The organism is Ensifer sp. MJa1 (assembly GCF_037026475.1).
Taxonomy (GTDB): domain Bacteria; phylum Pseudomonadota; class Alphaproteobacteria; order Rhizobiales; family Rhizobiaceae; genus Ensifer.
In genome coordinates this window covers 346,845-364,134 of the sequence record NZ_JAKUMO010000003.1, presented here as the reverse complement: position 1 = coordinate 364,134, position 17,290 = coordinate 346,845, and the positions used below count along the sequence as shown (strand labels likewise).

13 protein-coding genes, 1 pseudogene and 1 riboswitch are annotated in these 17,290 nt (G+C 62.2%); of the genes and pseudogenes, 7 read left to right on the top strand and 7 right to left on the bottom strand.

The features are described 5' to 3' along the window. Positions 1 to 20: 20 nt before the first annotated feature. Positions 21 to 1,217, bottom strand: a complete 1,197-nt coding sequence (locus MKZ91_RS06885; protein WP_336169335.1) for an MFS transporter — start codon at positions 1,215 to 1,217, stop codon at positions 21 to 23. A 107-nt stretch (positions 1,218 to 1,324) separates the two neighbouring features. Here MKZ91_RS06885 and MKZ91_RS06880 point away from each other — a divergent pair, with 107 nt between their 5' ends. The 3 genes from MKZ91_RS06880 (at position 1,325) to ubiA (ending at position 4,150) form a co-directional block, all read left to right on the top strand. Continuing rightward, a complete protein-coding gene (locus tag MKZ91_RS06880; RefSeq protein WP_336169333.1) occupies positions 1,325 to 2,140 on the top strand; it encodes an AraC family transcriptional regulator in 816 nt (271 codons plus the stop codon). 169 nt (positions 2,141 to 2,309) lie between these two features. Next, positions 2,310 to 3,116: a MipA/OmpV family protein gene (locus MKZ91_RS06875; RefSeq protein WP_336169331.1), complete on the top strand. Its 807-nt coding sequence runs from the start codon at positions 2,310 to 2,312 to the stop codon at positions 3,114 to 3,116. A 74-nt stretch (positions 3,117 to 3,190) separates the two neighbouring features. Then, positions 3,191 to 4,150 (top strand): 4-hydroxybenzoate octaprenyltransferase, encoded by a 960-nt coding sequence (ubiA, locus tag MKZ91_RS06870; RefSeq protein ID WP_336169329.1) that lies wholly within the window; start codon positions 3,191 to 3,193, stop codon positions 4,148 to 4,150. Between the two features lie 454 nt (positions 4,151 to 4,604). Here the strand turns inward: ubiA and MKZ91_RS06865 are convergent, their stop codons facing one another. Further along, on the bottom strand, positions 4,605 to 5,171 hold the full coding sequence (locus tag MKZ91_RS06865) for a DUF6101 family protein (protein WP_336169327.1): 567 nt from the start codon (positions 5,169 to 5,171) through the stop codon (positions 4,605 to 4,607). 338 nt (positions 5,172 to 5,509) lie between these two features. On the opposite strand from MKZ91_RS06865, the gene MKZ91_RS06860 reads away from it, so the two are divergent. Beyond that, positions 5,510 to 7,984: a DUF1217 domain-containing protein gene (locus tag MKZ91_RS06860; protein WP_336169325.1), complete on the top strand. Its 2,475-nt coding sequence runs from the start codon at positions 5,510 to 5,512 to the stop codon at positions 7,982 to 7,984. Between the two features lie 60 nt (positions 7,985 to 8,044). On the opposite strand, the gene MKZ91_RS06855 is transcribed toward MKZ91_RS06860, so the two are convergent. The 3 genes from MKZ91_RS06855 to MKZ91_RS06845 all read right to left on the bottom strand — a co-directional run bounded on the left by MKZ91_RS06855 (position 8,045) and on the right by MKZ91_RS06845 (position 11,257). Continuing rightward, positions 8,045 to 9,475 carry an FAD-binding oxidoreductase gene (locus MKZ91_RS06855; RefSeq protein WP_336169323.1) on the bottom strand — a complete coding sequence of 477 codons (1,431 nt, stop codon included), beginning with the start codon at positions 9,473 to 9,475 and terminating at the stop codon, positions 8,045 to 8,047. A gap of 127 nt (positions 9,476 to 9,602) precedes the next feature. After that, a complete protein-coding gene (locus MKZ91_RS06850) occupies positions 9,603 to 10,577 on the bottom strand; it encodes an L-threonylcarbamoyladenylate synthase (protein ID WP_336169321.1) in 975 nt (324 codons plus the stop codon). Between the two features lie 80 nt (positions 10,578 to 10,657). Beyond that, on the bottom strand, positions 10,658 to 11,257 hold the full coding sequence (locus MKZ91_RS06845) for a DUF6656 family protein (protein WP_336169319.1): 600 nt from the start codon (positions 11,255 to 11,257) through the stop codon (positions 10,658 to 10,660). A gap of 315 nt (positions 11,258 to 11,572) precedes the next feature. Further along, positions 11,573 to 11,775, top strand: a riboswitch (cobalamin riboswitch). Between the two features lie 104 nt (positions 11,776 to 11,879). Between MKZ91_RS06845 and MKZ91_RS06840 the strand changes: the two genes are divergently transcribed. After that, positions 11,880 to 13,124, top strand: coding sequence for an aromatic ring-hydroxylating oxygenase subunit alpha (locus MKZ91_RS06840; RefSeq protein ID WP_336169317.1), 1,245 nt, complete (start codon positions 11,880 to 11,882; stop codon positions 13,122 to 13,124). Position 13,125: 1 nt separating this feature from the next. Continuing rightward, positions 13,126 to 14,220: a hybrid-cluster NAD(P)-dependent oxidoreductase gene (locus tag MKZ91_RS06835; protein WP_336169316.1), complete on the top strand. Its 1,095-nt coding sequence runs from the start codon at positions 13,126 to 13,128 to the stop codon at positions 14,218 to 14,220. Positions 14,221 to 14,381: 161 nt separating this feature from the next. Here the strand turns inward: MKZ91_RS06835 and MKZ91_RS06830 are convergent. After that, positions 14,382 to 15,395, bottom strand: a pseudogene (locus MKZ91_RS06830) (glycoside hydrolase family 25 protein); the annotation flags it as partial. Positions 15,396 to 15,807: 412 nt separating this feature from the next. Between MKZ91_RS06830 and MKZ91_RS06825 the strand changes: the two are divergent. Next, positions 15,808 to 16,248 carry a BA14K family protein gene (locus MKZ91_RS06825; protein WP_336169312.1) on the top strand — a complete coding sequence of 147 codons (441 nt, stop codon included), beginning with the start codon at positions 15,808 to 15,810 and terminating at the stop codon, positions 16,246 to 16,248. A 51-nt stretch (positions 16,249 to 16,299) separates the two neighbouring features. Here MKZ91_RS06825 and MKZ91_RS06820 read toward each other — a convergent pair whose 3' ends face one another. Next, positions 16,300 to 17,289, bottom strand: coding sequence for a transporter (locus MKZ91_RS06820; protein ID WP_336169310.1), 990 nt, complete (start codon positions 17,287 to 17,289; stop codon positions 16,300 to 16,302). Position 17,290 lies beyond the last annotated feature (1 nt).

The following is a 17,290-nucleotide window of genomic DNA, read 5'->3' as shown; positions in this document are numbered from 1 at the left end:
TGATTTTCAGCCGGCAAGACCTATCTCGCCGGGATCTTCGGCAGCAGCACCGTGAGGATCCCGAGCAGCGGCAGATAGGAGCACACGGTATAGACGAACTCGATGCCCTGTCGGTCGGCAAAGATGCCGAGCACGGCTGCCCCCATGCCACCGAAGCCGAAGGCGAAGCCGAAGAAGACGCCGGCAATCAGTCCCACCCGTCCCGGCACCAGTTCCTGGGCGAAGACGACGATCGCCGAGAAGGCCGAAGAGAAGATCAGGCCGATGACAACGGAAAGCACGCAGGTCCAGAACAGGTTCGCATAGGGCAGCATCAGGGCGAAGGGGATGACGCCGAGGATCGAAAACCAGATGACGAAGCGGGCGCCAAAGCGATCGCCGATCGGCCCGCCGAGGAAGGTTCCGGCAGCCGCTGCACCCAGGAACAGGAACAGCATCAACTGCGCCTGCTGCACCTCGACACCGAACTTCTCGATGACGAAGAAGGTGAAGTAGCTGGAGATGCTCGCCATGTAGATATTCTTTGTGGCGGTCAAAAGCACGAGGACCGCAACCGCCCAGATCACCCGGCCCCTGGGCAGGGGAAGAGCGCGACTCGGCGCCGGGCGGCTCATCGTCGTGCGACGATGGCGCACATACCAGGTGCTGACCCAGGAGAGCACGAAGAACCCGATGATCGCGACGATCGAGAACCAACTGAGGCTGCCCTGGCCGAAGGGAATGACGATGAAGGCGGCAAGCAGCGGCCCCATGGCGCTGCCGGCATTGCCACCGACCTGGAACAGCGACTGCGCCAGGCCGTGGCGGCCGCCCGAGGCAAGCCGGGCGATGCGGGAGGATTCCGGATGGAAGATCGCCGAACCGATGCCGATGAGGCTCGCCGCGACGAGCAGCACCCAGAAGTCGTGCGCATTGGCAAGCAGGATCAAGCCACTGCAGGTCGACAGCATGGCAAGCGGCAGCGAATAGGGCAGGGCCCAGCGATCGGTAACGATGCCGACGATCGGCTGCAGCATCGATGCCGTCAGCTGGAAGGTAAAGGTCAACAGGCCGATTTGTACGAAGTCGAGCGAATAGTTGGCCTTGAGCAGCGGATAGAGCGCGGTCAGCAACGACTGCATGATGTCGTTCAGCATGTGGCAGAAGCTGACAGCCAGGATGACGGAGAAAGCCGTCTTTTCCGGCGTGAAGCCGGCGGTTGAAGTCACTGAAGACATGGATGTTCCTGCCGTCTTAAGGGTTGTGTTCGGCGTGGGCTATCTGTACTGAGGTTGCGATTGGCCTGCTTTTGTGATGTGGTCGATTTCTTTCGCGAGTGGGCCAATTGTCGAACCGTCGGTTTCCCCTGCCTCAGTTGCCGGACGAGGATCATTTCCGAAATCTCGACTGGGTCGAAACGGGGAACGCGCCCGTGCTCGCGCTCGGACGCGACTACAATGCGGGTCTGCTGGTTCCCTTCCACAGCCACACGCGCACCCAACTCTGGTGGGCGCGAGGGGGTGTCGTGTTGATGCGCACCGAGCGCGGACGGTGGATGGTTCCGCCCGGCCACGCCCTTTTGATCCCGGCAGGCACCGAGCACTCGGCCGAGATGATCAGCGACGTGCGCATGCATTCGATCTATTTCGCACCGGAACTCCTGCGCGCTGACCGGCCGATGGTCATGGAAATCAACCCCCTGGCCGGCAGCCTGGTCGATGCGCTCGTCAGCGTCGAAAACGAGACGATGTCGGAGCGACGCGAGCAACTGATCACCGATCTTCTTCTGGAGGAAATCGGCCGGCTGCAGGAGAGGCCGCTCGGCCTGCCGTTCCCACGCGACGAGAAGCTTGCAGCCCTTTGCCGTCAGTTCCTTCAGGCGCCGTCGGCAGGCGCCAGCATCGACCAGTGGGCCGACCGCATGGGGCTCAGCCGGCGCTCGTTCACGCGGCTGTTTCGCAACGAGACCGGTGTCAGCTTCGTCACCTGGCGACAGCAGGCCTGCATCTTCGCCTCGCTGCCGCTGCTTGCCGATGGTGAGCCGATCACCAACGTGGCGCTCGATGCCGGCTACGAGAACGTCGCAGCCTTCACCACCATGTTCCGCCGCATGCTCGGCAGTCCGCCGAGCGTTTATTTGAAGACCTATCTCGGCCAGTAATTGGTGGTCCGTGTGCGGAACATGGCAAAGGAAGGTTGAATTGACCTAGTTAACGGAATCGTAGCAACAACGGCCAATAAGTCGCCCTGTGCCAATCCACCCAGGTGGCCTCAGCGCATCGGCACGGTCAAAACCTCGCCCCGGCGAATGATTCTTCCGGAGTTGTTTCTTGCGTATCCGTTCTCTTATTCTTTTTTCTGGAACCCTCTTGTTGTCTGCGAGCGCCGCTTCGGCCGGCGACGGCCGGTACCTGTGGTCCGGTGACTGGTACCTGAAGGTCGGCGCCACCGGCTTTCTCGGCCCGAAATATGAAGGCGCCTCGAAGCGCATGCTCCAGGCGGCGCCGTTGATTTCGCTCGGCAAGGCCGGCAGCACTGTCCGCTTCTCCTCGCGCAACGACAACATGTCCTATGCGCTGGTCGACCAGGGAAGTTTCCGTGCAGGCGTCGTCGGAAAGTTCATCTTTGAACGGGATGCCGATACGTCGAGCGATCTGAGCGGGCTCGATCCGGTCAAGTTCGGCGGGGAGCTCGGCGGCTTCGCGGAGGTCTACCCGACGGACTGGCTGCGCGTGCGCGCCGAGGTCCGCCAGGGCATCCGCAGCCATGATGGTGTCGTCGCCGATATTGCCGCAGATGCCTTTACCGATATCAGCAGCACCGTTCGCATTTCCGGCGGGCCGCGCCTGACGGCCGCCACAAGCGACTACTACGACGCCTATTATGGCGTAAATGCCCGCGAAGCCGCGGCCTCCGGGCTCAGCCCCTACAACCCCGGCGGTGGTGTCGGTTCGGCCGGTGTCGGTGCGGCCATCACCTGGCAGGCGACGGACAAGCTCGATACCAGCGCCTATGCCGAATACAGGCGTCTGCTGGGGCCGGCCGCCGATTCCAGCCTCGTGCGCGAACGTGGCAGCCGCGACCAGTTCATGGTCGGCCTGTCGGCGACCTACCGCTTCGATTTCAGTCTCCCCTGATACGTTTGGCGATGCGGCAGGGCCGCGGCGATCTCGCCGCTTGACCGGCCGGGCAGGCGGCGTCAAACAGGGGCATGAACACGTTCTCCGCCGATTCCGGACGCGTCCATGACGCGCCATCCAATAACTGGGTCTATCGCGCGCTGCCGCGCGCACTCTGGCCCTATGCGCAGCTTGCCCGCTGGGACCGCCCGATCGGCTGGCAGTTGCTGCTCTTGCCCTGCCTCTGGTCCGCGGCGCTCGCTGCCGGTGCGGCGGCCGCATCCGGCCAGTTCTCGCTCGGACGTTTCCTGTTCCATTGCTTCCTGTTTTTCGCCGGCGCAGTCGCCATGCGCGGTGCCGGCTGCACCTATAATGACATCGTCGATCACGACATCGACATGGAGGTTGCCCGGACACGCTCGCGGCCGCTGCCGTCGGGGCGTGTCTCGCGTCTCCAGGCGAAAGTGTTCATGGTGCTGCAGGCGCTCGTCGGCCTCGTCGTGCTCTTGCAGTTCAACAGCTTCTCCATCGTGCTCGGCATCCTGTCGCTGGCGATCGTCGCGATCTATCCCTTTGCCAAGCGCTTCACCGATTGGCCGCAATTCTTCCTCGGCCTCGCCTTTTCCTGGGGCGCGCTGATGGGATGGGCCGCGGAATTCGCCACATTGTCGCTGGCATCCGTGCTGCTCTATGGTGCGGCGATCGCCTGGACGATCGGCTATGACACGATCTACGCCTATCAGGACAAGGAGGACGACGAACTGATCGGCGTGCGTTCGACGGCAAGACGGTTCGGGGACAACCCGCGGCCGTGGCTGATCGGCCTCTATGGCATCGCGACGCTGCTTCTGTTCCTGTCGTTTCTCGCTGCCGGAGCTGGCGCAGTTGCCTATCTCGGGCTTCTGATCGCAGCGACGCTGCTGATCTATCAGATCCTTGTCTTGAACATCCACGACGCGGCGCAGTGCCTGCAACTGTTCAAGTTCAACGGGATCGTCGGTCTGATTATCTTTGTCGGGCTGGTGTTGGCGCTTGTCATTCGCCTGATATGAAAAATCCTCCGTCGCGACGGAGGATCGTCTTCATCATTTGGAGTCGGCCCGCGGTTGCGGGTCGCCAATAAGCGTTACGCCCAGCTGATCTCGCGGGCTGCCTTGCGCTTCTTCGCTTCGTGACGCGCACGGAAGCTGGACAGGATGGCGGCAACGGCTGAGGCGATGTGCTTGCGCATCGGGTTTCTCCTTCTCTCGTCATCTTGGCTATGAAGCCGATATGGCACGAAGAAGGCGATGGCACTGTTTCCGCGGGAACATCTCCGACAATTCTCGGGAAAATTCGGGTACGGTTGTCCGTTGGGAAAACCTCCAAGGGACGAGGGGCGCGAGGCGGGCGAATGCGGTGGGCGCGCCTTGCCGCAGGTCGCTGAAGCAGGCACTGCCTAGAACAAACGACAACAGCCGGCCGCAGGGAACGGCCGGCTGTTGCGCTGGAGGTGCTGCTGCGGAATTAGCTCCGGGCGATGATCTCGCGCCCGTCGATCCTCATGTGGACACCGAGCGTGCCGGTTGAGCGGCGCACCAGGAAGCGCGGACGGCGGTCGGCGAAGAAGGAGTGGCGGCGGCGCGGCTTGACCGGAGCCGTACGCACATCGCCCAGATGTTCTTCCAATGGTCTTGCCACGCCATCCGCTTCGACCATCAGCATGGGAATGCGATAGGCCTCCGCCCAGGCACGCCAGTCGGCGGCGATGTCGGACAGGTCGTGTGCGACGAGCAGCGGTACGCAGAGGTCCGGGTCGTCGTGATGAAGTTCAAGCGTCACTGTAACGTCTCCGTCGCCGTGATCGATCGCGCGTGCCGCTACCCCTTTGAATGCCCGCGCCGGCAATGCGATCGAAAGCGGCAGGCCGCTTGATGGTAGCACCTTGCGCAGAACAGCGCCACGCTCGTCCAGGCTGATCGTGACATTGCCCGTATGACCGCGCAAAGCGTAGCTTGCCTGTTGTGGAAAGCGCTTCGGATCAAGACGGAGCGTGTTTTCGACCCATGCGGGTTGAGAGAGTGTGTTGCGCATTTCAAATCGCCCTTGTTTTTCCTTGAGAGCCGGTTTCCGGTCTTCTCGTCGGGACTTTTCGTCCTCTATGGGCTGGAGAATAGGCGCCCCCCTTTCCGAACGACTTAAGAATCGCGGTTAAGAAAACTTTGCGTTTTTCGATGGTTAGCAAAAGCCGACCGGCCAGGGTTTCCGTTTCGTCAACGCGTTCGGCGGCTTTGTTCCGATCCCGGGCAAGGGCGACTGGCTCGAAGCGGCGGGCGAAAAGCCACACACAAGCCAGTCCTGCAATCATGACGCGTCAGAATTCTGTTTCGGGGGTGGTTTGGCCGCCCCATGGGTAATCGACGGGGCCAGCCATGGTATCGACCTATCTCGACTACAGTCGCATCACGCGTGATTTGCGCAGCAGCCTCAATCGTGTTGCCCAGCAGCCGCAGATCGCGCGCGAGGCCCAGTACTACAAGGACAACATCGGCAAGGTGAAAACCGTCGACGCGTTCCTCGACGACTACCGGCTCTACTCCTACGCGATGAAGGCGCATGGCCTGGAGGACATGACCTATGCCAAGGCCTTCATGCGCAAGGTCCTGGAAAGCGATCTGAAGGACGACAACAGCTTCGCCAATCGTCTCACGGATGAACGCTATCGCAATTTCGCAGAGGCCTTCAATTTCAGCTCGGCAACGGCAGTGGCTCAAACCAGCGCACAACAGGATGCGCTGATCGGCCTTTACAACGATCGCATCACCAATCTCGACACGGTCATGCGGCAGGAGATGGCCTATTTTGGCGCGGCCATGGATCTGGTCACGGATGTCGACCAGTTCCTGGGTAACGAAAAGCTGCGCTCCTTTGCATTTCAGATCTTTGGCCTGGACACAAAGACCTTCTCCTACACGGAAGTCCGCAATGCGCTCACCAGCGATCCTGCAACCCTGACCGCGGACCAGACGGCTGCCAAGACGAGACTGACCGAGGCATCGAAGCTTTTGACGGACCTCGGCGCGCGCGATACGGCCCTTGCGCAGATCACCAGCCTGACGCAGCAATTGGCGGCAGCGCCCGATGCCGACAAGCCGGCTATTCAAACGAAGATCGACGAGCAGAACGCGATCGTGGCGGATCTCGACGCGAGGCTGCCGCCGCGCGATGAGGCACCCGCACTGCAGCAGCAGCTCTCGCTGGAAGTGTCGACACTCGACAGAAAGCTCAGAAGTCTCGAGATCTATATCCAGCTGGCGCAGACTTTCAATTTCGACGCCGACGGCAGCGTGCCGGCCGGCCAGAAGGCAATCAGCGATGAGAAGAAGGCGCTGCTCAACGAGGCCTATGTGTTCGTGCGCCCGGGCACGACCCCGTCGGGCGGCTCGCGCCTGACCGGTGCTGGCGCACTGCTCAACAAGGAGTATTACGAACAGAAGATCGGCAGCATCACCAAGGTTTCGGACCTCGTCGCCGATACGCGCCTGTTCAACTACGTCGTCACGGCTTTCGGGCTGCCGTCGGCGACGACGATGAAGTCAACGGTGGAGAATATTCTCACCAGCGACATCAATGACCCGGAAAGCTACGTGAACAAATATGGCGGTGAATACAACGCCGCCTACAAGAAGATGCTTGAGGCCTTCAACTTCCAAACCGACGGTACCTTGCAGGCCGGCAAAACCGCGCAGACCGCCGACCAGATGAAGACGACATCTGATGGCTACATGGTGCGCTACAACGACAAGAGTGACTCTGAGGACGAGGCCCTCATCAAGCGCTTCAAGCTTGTGGTCGGAACAATGAAGTCGGTCGACGAACTGCTGGCCAGCACCGATGTGACCAACTTCGTCCTGCGCACCTTTGGGCTCGACGGCGAGGGGTTGAGCTCCAGCACGCTGAAGCGGGTCCTGACCAGCGATCTCAACGATCCGAAAAGCTACGCCAACTCGTTGCGCGACGAGCGCTACGTCAAACTCGCCAAGGCGTTCAACTTTAATCCCGACGGCACGCTCGGGGCACCGAAACTGGCGCAGAGCGAAGCTGACATCATGAACACGGCCAAGGCCTATGTGATTGCCAAGTCGCGTTTCGGTACGGACGAAGAAAAGAAGGTCGCCAAGGAGAAGGCCCAGGAGGAGGCAAAGTACTATGCCGCCGAGATCGAGAAGGTCGAGACGCTCGACGCCTTCCTCAGCAATCGGCGCCTGGTCGATCTTGTCCTCGTTAGCGCGGGCATCGACCCGGAGACGGTCAAGACCGACTATCTCAAGGATATGTTCGCGTCCGACCTCGACGACCCCAAGAGCTTCATCAACACCGATCCGAACGGGCTGAAGTATCGCGAGATCGTTGCGTCCTTCAATTTCGACAAGGAGGGCAAGATCGTCCGCGGCGAGGCGGGACAGATCCAGACCCGGCGCGGGCTGATCACCACCGCCGATCTTTTCCTCAACCAGTCGCTCGAAGAGAGCGAAGGCGCCGACAACGGTGGCATTCGCCTGGCGCTCTACTTCAAGCGCAAGGCACCCGACATCAATACGGCCTACGATATCCTGGCCGAGCCGGCACTCTCCCAGGTGATCAAGACCGCCTACAGCATGCCGGAGGGCTTGCAGAACGCCAAGATCGAGGCCCAAGCCGCCTATATCGAGCGCGTTGTCGACATCAAGGACCTGCAGGATCCCGAGAAGCTTGAAAAGCTCCTGCAGCGGTTCACGGCGCTCTATGACGTCGAGAACAACACCGACGTCTCAGCGGGACTGGCGATCCTCAGCGGTAGCGCTGGAAGCGGGGTCAGTGCCGAAACGCTGCTGTCGCTCTCGCAGTTGCGGGCAGGCGGTCGCTAATCGGAGGCAGCCTGCTGAACGGCATTTCCAGGCATGCCGCTCTTCAGTTTGCGGCAGGCGTCACTTTGCGCGCAGCACCTTGTCGGGGTTCATGATACCGGCCGGGTCGAAGGCGTGTTTGATCCGCTGCATCAGGTCGATTTCGATCGGCGCACGGATCTCGGCGAGTTCGTCGCGCTTCAGTTGACCGATGCCGTGTTCGGCAGAGATCGAGCCGTTGTAGCTGAGCACGATGCCATGGACGATGGCGTTGATCTCGCGCCAGCGGTCGAGGAAGGCCTGCTTGTCGGCTCCAACAGGCTGCGAGATGTTGTAGTGGATATTGCCGTCGCCCATGTGGCCGAAGGAGCAGATCCGCGCGCCGGGGATCGCTTTCAGAACGGCGGCATCCGCCTCTTTCATGAAGGCGGGAATACTTGAGACCGGCACCGAAACGTCGTGCTTGATTGAACCGCCCTCGGGCTTTTGCGCCGGCGACATGCTTTCGCGCATATGCCACAGCGCCTTGGCCTGGGTCTCGTTGGCGGCGATCACGGCATTTTCGATGAGCCCGGCGGCAAAGCCTTGTTCCATCAGGTCCTGCACCATCCGTTGCGCGCTTTCGGCCGTGTCGGAGGTCGAGATATCGACCAGCGCATACCAGGGATGGACGGTGTCCATCGGGTCGCGAACGCCGGGGATGTGTTTGGTGGTGAATTCGACGCCGAGCCGCGGCATCAGTTCGAAGCCGGTCAGCGCAGGACCGCAGAGGCTGGAGGCCTTGTCGAAGAGGGCGAGCGCGTCTTCGACACTGCCGACGCCGGCAAAGGCCACCTGGTGCCCGAGTGGTTTGGGGAAGAGTTTCAGAACGGCGCCGGTGATGACGCCGAGCGTGCCTTCGGCGCCGATGAACAGGTCGCGCAGGTCATAACCGGTGTTGTCCTTCTTCAGCCGGCGCAAGCCGTCCCAGATCTCGCCGGTCGGCAACACCACCTCAAGGCCGAGGCAAAGCTGGCGCATGTTGCCATAGGCGAGCACAGCGGTGCCGCCGGCATTGGTGGACAGGTTGCCGCCGATCCGCGCCGATCCTTCTGAGCCGAGCGACAGCGGGAACAGCCGTTTGTGATCATCGGCCGCCTTCTGGAGTTCGGCAAGAATGCAGCCGGCGTCTGCCACAATGACGTTGCCCACCGGATCGATGTCGCGGATCCGGTTCAGTCGTTCGAGAGAAAGCACGACATCCGCCTGGCCTTCGCGCGGGATCTGCCCGGCGACGTGGCCGGTGTTGCCGCCCTGGGGCACGATCGCCGTGCGGGTCGCGCTGGCGAGTTTCATGATCCGCGAGACCTCGTCGACCGAACCGGGGCGAAGCACCATCGGCGTCGTGCCTCGGTATAGCCCGCGGGACTCGACCAGATAGCGCGCCTTGTCGGCTTCGGCCGTGAGCAGGTTGGCGCTGCCGACGATCTCGGCGAAGGACGCAATCAGTTCGGGAGAGGGGAGCGTGGTCATGGCCTGCCTTCGCTTTGCGCCGTGGGCGCAGTTTTGGACCGGGGATCCGCAGCAATGCCGCGATCCTATCCGTGATCGCGGCTCGATCGTTAGAAGGGCACGCGCGAAAAGCGGTGCGCCGCAGACGTCACTCTCTCGGGGCGGCTGCCCGCTGCAGCCGGTCGATGATCGCTTCGCCCAAGCCATCCGAAGGGATTGGCCCGAAGGCGATCGTCCGCGCGCCGCTCGCATCCGCACGCTTCATGTAGTCGAACAGGTTGGCGGCCGCTTCCCTCAGGTTGCCGGTCGGACTGAGGTCGAGCACGATGGCTGCCTGTTCCTCGCCGCTGATCCGGCCGCCGCCGAAACGGACCAATGCTTCCCCGGGGCGAACATCGGCAGCGTCGAGCCTGACGGCCGCGCCCGGAGCATAGTGGGAGGCGAGCATGCCCGGCGCTTCGATCGTCGCGCCCGCCGTTTCCGGCCGCTCTACGGGGCGGTCGAGCAGACGCTCGATCTCGGCGGCGTCAAGGCCACCTGGACGCAACAACCGGATCGCATCGTCTTCGACCTTGATGATGGTCGACTCAAGCCCGATCTCGGCCGGGCCGGCATCGAGGATCAGCTTCAGTTTGGCACCGAGATCGGCTTCCACATGGGCAGCACTGGTCGGGCTGATCTTGCCGGACGTATTGGCGCTGGGCGCCGCAAGCGGCCGGCCATACCGGCCGATCACCCGCCGCGAAAAACCCTCGGGCATGCGGATGCCGAGTGTGTCGAGGCCGGCTGAGGCAAGTGCGTGAACGGTACTGTCCTGCCGCTGCCGCAGGATCAATGTCAGCGGTCCGGGCCAAAAGGCCTCCGCCAGCCGCCGGGAAATCGGGTCGAACCGCACATGAGCTTCCGCCATCGCCATGTCCGAGACATGCGAGATCAGCGGGTTGAAGCGCGGTCGCCCCTTCATCTCGTAAATACGGCTGATCGCATCGGGATTGGTCGCGTCGGCCGCAAGGCCGTAGACCGTCTCGGTTGGAATGGCGACCGGCTCGCCCTCGGCAAGAACGGCGCAGGCGCGCTCGATCGCGCGATCCGGTTCCTTGCCAGTGTCTATGATGTCAGCCATGCCGTGCCCCTTCCGGAAGCTTCCTTAGCGGACACACAGGGAAAACAGAAGATCTTCTTTCAGCACAAGCTGTCGTCGGCTCAGAGGCTGCGGATGATGCGGCGCAGCGCATCATCGCGGGCGCCCAGCATCAGCACGTTCTTCAGCGCCACCTTGGGATCATCGGTACGGAACAACAAGCCATTATCGCGGATGTTGCGGTTGATGACCATTTGTCCTTCGTCGGCGTTCGGTTCGATGGCGACGGCGAAATACATGCGTGAATAGCCGGTCTGGATCCGCTCGAAGAAGTGCTTTTCGTCGCCGAGTTCGCAGAAGAAGTTGGCGAAATAGAACGACCAGGTGATGTCCTTGGCAGGCGCAACGGGGGTGCGCGCCGCCGTCACGTGGCAATAGCCGAGGTGCGGCCGCCCGGCGAGCGTGCGGTGGAAGATCATCTTGGGGAACTGGATCGATGAATGGAAGCCGTTGATGCGCTTGTGCGTCGTGTCGCCGGCGGTCGCCAGTTTCTTGCCGGTCCGGTCTGCGACTTCCTCGTAGCTCAGATACCGGCGCTCGCTCGGCATCCATTGACGGCGGTTGATCCGGCCGGTGCGCAGGAACTCTGTATGGACAGCCGCCTTCGCCGGGGTCGCCGGCGGCCTTTCGGCCGCTGCATCGTAATACTTGAACTTGCTCATGATCGTCAGCGCGCCATCTGCCTGTTGGACCCACTCGTCCGCCGGCAAGGCTAATGGCTTATGGTTAATGAAAGATTTCGCCGCGAGGTGATGGAGAAGTCGGGCGGGTCATGAAGTCATGTCGCAATCTGGCGAAGCTCTCACGCGCTCGCGCCATGCCGGGCCGAAAACGCGGCAATTGCCGGTTTTTTGATCTATCTATCTGTTTATAAAGCGAAACATTCTGCGGTTTCGCCCTTCGTAACTTCATTGATGCGTGTCGTCTTTCTGGAAACGGATGTCGCTATCTGGCAGCTGCCGGCATGGGTTCCACGCTTACATATCCTCACTCAAGGTGCCGCCTTTAAGGGAGGGCGGAGAATTGGGAAGCCGGTCAAATCCCGGCGCTGCCCCCGCAACGGTGGTGGAGCGAAAGCCTCGGCAAAAGGCCACTGGACGGTTTCGTCCGGGAAGGCGCCGGGCAGGTCCCCAAAGGACGGCTCCTGAGCCCGGAAACCAGCCTTGACAGACATAACCGTAACGGGTTGCGGCGGGCAGCCGGATCGGAGCCTCAAACGCATGGGCATGCGCCCGTGCGGGTTCCTGTCCTGCCTCTCCGAAACATGGCGCATGAGGACAGGACATGGACATCAGGAACGATATGCTTCGCAGGCTGAAAGGCCGACGTGACGGCTACAGCCTCGATCGGGCCTTCTACATCGATCCCGACTACTACCGGCAGGATCTGGAGAACATCTGGTACAAGGACTGGCTGTTCATCGGCCATGACTGCGAGATCCCGAGGGCCGGCAATTATTTCACCGTCCAGGTGGGAGATTTCCCCGTCGTCATCACCCGCGATCGCCAGGGCACGATCCGGGCACTTCACAATTCCTGCCGCCACCGCGGCTCTCGCGTCTGCACGCAACACAAGGGGTCATCGGCAAAGCTTGTCTGTCCCTATCACCAGTGGACCTACGAGCTCGACGGCAGCCTGCTCTTTGCGCGCCAGATGGGCGAGGACTTCGACAAGGCGGCCCACAGCCTGAAGCCGATCCATTGCGAAACGGTCGGCGGCTACATTTTCATCAACCTGTCTGAAAATCCGATGGACTTCGCGGCCTTCCGCGAACTGGCCTTGCCCTACCTCGCGCCGCATCGCCTCGGCGAAACCAAGGTCGCCTTTGAAAGCACGATCATCGAGAAGGGCAACTGGAAGCTCGTCTGGGAAAACAACCGCGAGTGCTACCATTGCGCCGCCAACCACCCGGAGCTTTGCCGCACCTATCCGGAAGCGCCGACGGCAACCGGCGTTCAGGGCGCCAAGGACGATCCAGTGATTGCCGCGCACTGGGCAAAGTGCGAGGCGGAAGGGCTTCCGAGCGAGTTCAAGATATCGCCGACCGGACAGTTCCGCGCCGCCCGCATGCCGCTCGTCGACGACGCCGAAAGCTATACCATGTCCGGCGCGCGCGCCGTCCGCCAGGCCCTGTCGGCAGGTGTCCACCAGCAACAGATCGGTACGCTTTTGATGTTCCACTATCCAACGACCTGGAACCACGTGCTCGCCGACCATGCCATCACCTTCCGCGTCCTGCCGCTCGGCCCGGAACTGACGCAGGTGACGACGAAGTGGCTCGTCAACAAGGATGCGGTCGAGGGCGTCGACTACAACCTGGAAGAACTGACCCACGTCTGGACCGAGACCAACGACCAGGACCGTCAGATCGTGGAGGAAAATGCCTTTGGCATCCGCTCGCCTGCCTATCAGCCCGGCCCCTATTCGCCGGAGCACGAAGGCGGCGTGATGCAGTTCGTCGAATGGTACTGCAAGTTCATGGAGCAACGCCTCAAGGGCGATGCCGCTCCGCTTTCGAGGGTTGCCTGACATGCAGATGGCGTCCTCCTTCCACCACTTCGATGCGCTGCACGTCTGGATCGACCGGCAGCAGCTGCTCGAATGCACCTCGGCGGTCGTCGAGACAGCCGATGTCATGACCTTCACCTTCCGGGCGGAAAAGCCGGCCTGGTTCCGCTACCTGCCCGGGCAGTTCGTCACCCTCGAACTGCCCGTCGGCGACGAACCGGTCATGCGCACCTACACGCTGTCGTCGACGCCGTCGCGACCACTCTCGATCGCCGTCACGGTTAAGGTGCAGGCCGACAGCATCGGTACCCGCTGGATGTTCGACCACCTGAAACCCGGCATGAAGCTTAGGGCATTCGGTCCGCTCGGGGATTTCAGCTTCGTGCGGCATCCGGGTGACAAGTATCTGTTCATCTCGGCCGGATCGGGTATCACCCCGATGATGTCGATGACGCGCTGGATGGCGGACTGCGTGCCGGAAACGGACGTGACCTTTATCTCCTGCGCCCGGCGCCCGGACGATCTGCTTTTCCGCTCCGAGCTGGAAGTGCTGGCGACACAGATGCCCGGGCTCAACCTCGGCTTTATCGTTGAAGGACACGAGGCGCGGCACGGCTGGCACGGCCTGCGCGGGCGCATCGACGGCACCAAGCTGCCGCTGCTCGCGCCGGATTTCCTGGAGCGCACCGTGTTCTGCTGCGGTCCGGAACCGTTCATGCGCGGTGTGCGCGAAATGCTGAAGGCGACCGGCTTCGACATGAGTCGCTATCACGAGGAGAGCTTCCAGCCGGCGGCAGCGCCTGCGGCCGAAGAGATCGCAGTGCGCGCCGGTGTCGGCGGCGATGGCGAAGTGCAGGCCGCCAAGGTCGTCTTCACCATGAGCGGCAAGGAGGTCGAAGCCAAGCCGGGCCAGACAATCCTGCAGGCGGCGCGTGCCAACGGGGTGAGGATCGGGGCTGCCTGCGAGGGCGGCATCTGTGGCACCTGCCGCGTCATGAAGGTCGCCGGCGAGGTGGATATGAACCACAATGGTGGCATTCTCGACGACGAGATTGACGAGGGCTACATCCTCGCCTGTTGTTCGCGCCCGCTTGGGGATGTCCAGATCGAAGCCTGACGCTGTGGCTCGCGACGTGCCGCTCAGCGGGCGTTGCAGGGCAGCAGCCTGACGGCGACGCGCCTGAGGCTGTCGGTGTCGGCGGAGCTATGGGGACACTGGATGGGTGCTTCACTGGCGGCGATCGCCACTTGCAGCGCGCGCTCGTGACGGCCGAAATCGATCGAGCCAGTCACCAGCATGTCGACGCCGCTGCCGGCGCCGCTTGTCGCGCCCGCGCGGCTGACGAGCAGTGGTTCGGTTTCGAACGCGGCCTTCGCCTCGGCAATCGCGCTGACGCCGCTTCCCTGTTCTGCCTTGGCGACAAGGGTCAGCGGTAGCGGCTTTTCGGGCAGCAAGGCCCCTTGCGCCCAGATTGCCTTCAGCGCCGCCGGTGGCATAGCGGCGACGTTCACGTCGATGTCGGCGAGTGTTCCCGGGACACGATAGGGGCAGCGCCGCTTGCCACAATTGATGCCTGAAGAGAACTGCCACAGCGCATAGCTCTCCCAGTTGCCCATCGGGAAGACCTGGCGGATATCCGGCTTGTAGCGCGCGTACCAGAGTGGCAGCCGCGACAGCAGCCGGTACCGCGAGCGGTGCGTGGCGATGTACTTGGCGGTGACGTGGTTGGTGTAGAGGATCGGATAACGCCCGGTCCGGGTCTTGATGTGGCCGGCAAAGATCGCCGCGTCCTCGAGCGACATGTATTTTTCCGGGTCGATCCCCTCGATGTCCAGCACCATCAACTCATCGTCGCGCGGCTCTGCGTAGTCGAGGAAGTGGTTGGCCTGATCTACCGGATTTCCTGGGCGTGCGAGGTGATAGGCGCCCCACAGCAGCCCATGCGAGCGGGCGAGCATGCGACGGGTCTGGTAGAGCTCGCGGCTGACGGCGTATTTGCGCCACATGGTCTTGCAGTGGTTGAAGGTGTCGCCGTTGTGGTCACCGGTGCAGGAGAAGCTCTCGGGCAGGCCATCGGATGCCTTGGCGATGAAGCCGGAGATGCGCTTGTCCTCAAGCATCACTTCCCAGTCGATGCTGTTCATTTCATAGGCATCGACGATGATGGCGTTTGACTTGGTCTTCCAGGGCTCCAGTTCACCGGCGCGAACCATCGCTGCCGCGAAAATCAGACCCAGGAAGGTCCCGAGGCGCAGAATCATCCCTGTCGTGGAGATACACCGCTTGGCCATTCTATGAGATTGCCGACATTACCGTTAATGCATCGTAAATCTCAGTCCCCGCAGCGACTGTGCTGGAGACCGAAGCGAAAGTATAGCGACCTCTGGCTGTATATGAGCGTTGCCTTGTGTAGAGCTGGATGTGCCGCGCGCTTGCAGACGCACAGGCGAGGCGCTCTGCAAAACCCCAGATCGCTACGCTGTTCGCGGGCCTGCGACCGGTCCCACAAGAGGCGGAACCTCCCTTATCCACGCCCGAAGATGGAACAAAACCGGTAGTTTACGCGTTTTCGGTCGATTTCGGATCTCCCGGCTGAGGGGCATCCCCGGATCCAGGTCGGTCCGGGATGAAATCAAACAGAGATGAAACGGTGCCTCAATGTCTCGAGAGGCCGGTCCGTGCGTTCGGTTATGGAGGTTTTTGATGACGAATTCGATGAAATCCGGCACAGGCAGATGGATTGCGCCGCTCATGGCCGCGGCGGTACTGCTGACATCAGCGGCACCCTCGCAGGCGTTTGTGCCGGCGCCGCCGCAGGTCGAACAACAGAACAATGCGGTGAACGTGCAATATCGCCGGCCGGGTATGGAGCGTCGAGGCGGCTATTACTACTACAACGGCTATCGCGGTTATAACTATCGGAGGCCCGGTTATCGCTATTACAATGGCTGGTGGTACCCGATGGCTGCCTTCGGTGCCGGCGTGGTGATCGTCCAGCCGCCGCGCTACACGCGGCCCGCACCTGTCTATGGAAGCCGCCATGTGCAGTGGTGCTATGACCGCTATCGTTCCTACAGGGCCTACGACAATACCTATCAGCCCTATGGCGGTCCCCGCCAGCAGTGCTATTCGCCCTATAGCTGATGCCCGGCGGCAGGGTCGGAGACCTGAGCTCCGGCCCTCGCGTTTTTCCGCTCACAGAATGCCGATCCGTCTCAGGATCCACCAGGCGAATGCCATCGACAGTCCGATGAACAGGGCCGCGTAAAGCGTGCCGGTGCCGTCGGCGAAGGGAAGGGCGCCGGTGTTCATGCCGAAGAAACCGGTGACCAGCGTCGGCGGCAGCAGGAAGGCGGTCATCAGCGACAGGATGTAGAGGTGGCGGTTGGTCTCCGACGAGATCTTGCTGTCGATCTCTTCGTGCAGAAGCCGCGCCCTTTCCTGCAGCGCGAAGACGTCGCGATCCACGGCTTCAAGCCGGTCGGAGAGGCGCTCGGCCGCATCGATGAAACCGGGTGGCACCTCGTCTTCATCGGATGCTGCGGCGCGTCTGAGCAAGGCGAGAATCGTGCGCAAATGCCGGTGCAGCCGAACGACGGTCCGGCGCAGCGGTGCCAGCCCCGGCTGCTGGCGATGGCCGGCCTCGCCATAGACATGATCCTCGATGACGTTCAGGTCCTCGGTGAGTTCCAGAACCAGCGAAATCAGCGTGCGCTGGAACTCGACCACGATCATCTCGAACAGATCGATCGGCCGGGCGCATTTGGCACTCTTTTCCACCGCGGCCTTGACGCGATCGATGCTGCGCAAGGGATGCAGGCGGGTGGTGATGATGATCCTGTCGCTGACGGCGAAATGCAGCCAGCCGATCGTCTTGGTCACCGCGTCGAAGGTGCGCTCGAAGTCGACCAGCGTCCCGTGTACGATGTCGTCGGAGACGGTTATCGCCGCCTGCGTGTCGTGGCTGGTGAGCGTCGCGACCGCATGTGGCGGCAGATTGCCGATCCGCTCGATCAGGGCGGGCGTGCGCGCGTCGGAGAGCGCCAGATGAACCCATACCCACCCGTCGCCGGAAAGCAGGCTGTCGACCGAGGCGTCGGTGGCGATGCGCTGGCAGCGGCTTTCGCCCGGCAGGAAGCGATAGGCCCAGACGATGCCGGGTATTTCTGGGGAAATCAGGTTCATC

Bases quoted from the DNA above. Each gene is read 5' to 3' on its own strand.
- MKZ91_RS06885 (WP_336169335.1), bottom strand. From the start codon at position 1,217: ATGTCTTCAGTGACTTCAACCGCCGGCTTCACGCCGGAAAAGACGGCT.
- ubiA (WP_336169329.1), top strand. From the start codon at position 3,191: ATGAACACGTTCTCCGCCGATTCCGGACGCGTCCATGACGCGCCATCC.
- MKZ91_RS06865 (WP_336169327.1), bottom strand. From the start codon at position 5,171: ATGCGCAACACACTCTCTCAACCCGCATGGGTCGAAAACACGCTCCGT.
- MKZ91_RS06860 (WP_336169325.1), top strand. From the start codon at position 5,510: ATGGTATCGACCTATCTCGACTACAGTCGCATCACGCGTGATTTGCGC.
- MKZ91_RS06855 (WP_336169323.1), bottom strand. From the start codon at position 9,475: ATGACCACGCTCCCCTCTCCCGAACTGATTGCGTCCTTCGCCGAGATC.
- MKZ91_RS06850 (WP_336169321.1), bottom strand. From the start codon at position 10,577: ATGGCTGACATCATAGACACTGGCAAGGAACCGGATCGCGCGATCGAG.
- MKZ91_RS06845 (WP_336169319.1), bottom strand. From the start codon at position 11,257: ATGAGCAAGTTCAAGTATTACGATGCAGCGGCCGAAAGGCCGCCGGCG.
- MKZ91_RS06840 (WP_336169317.1), top strand. From the start codon at position 11,880: ATGGACATCAGGAACGATATGCTTCGCAGGCTGAAAGGCCGACGTGAC.
- MKZ91_RS06835 (WP_336169316.1), top strand. From the start codon at position 13,126: ATGCAGATGGCGTCCTCCTTCCACCACTTCGATGCGCTGCACGTCTGG.
- MKZ91_RS06825 (WP_336169312.1), top strand. From the start codon at position 15,808: ATGACGAATTCGATGAAATCCGGCACAGGCAGATGGATTGCGCCGCTC.
- MKZ91_RS06820 (WP_336169310.1), bottom strand. From the start codon at position 17,289: ATGAACCTGATTTCCCCAGAAATACCCGGCATCGTCTGGGCCTATCGC.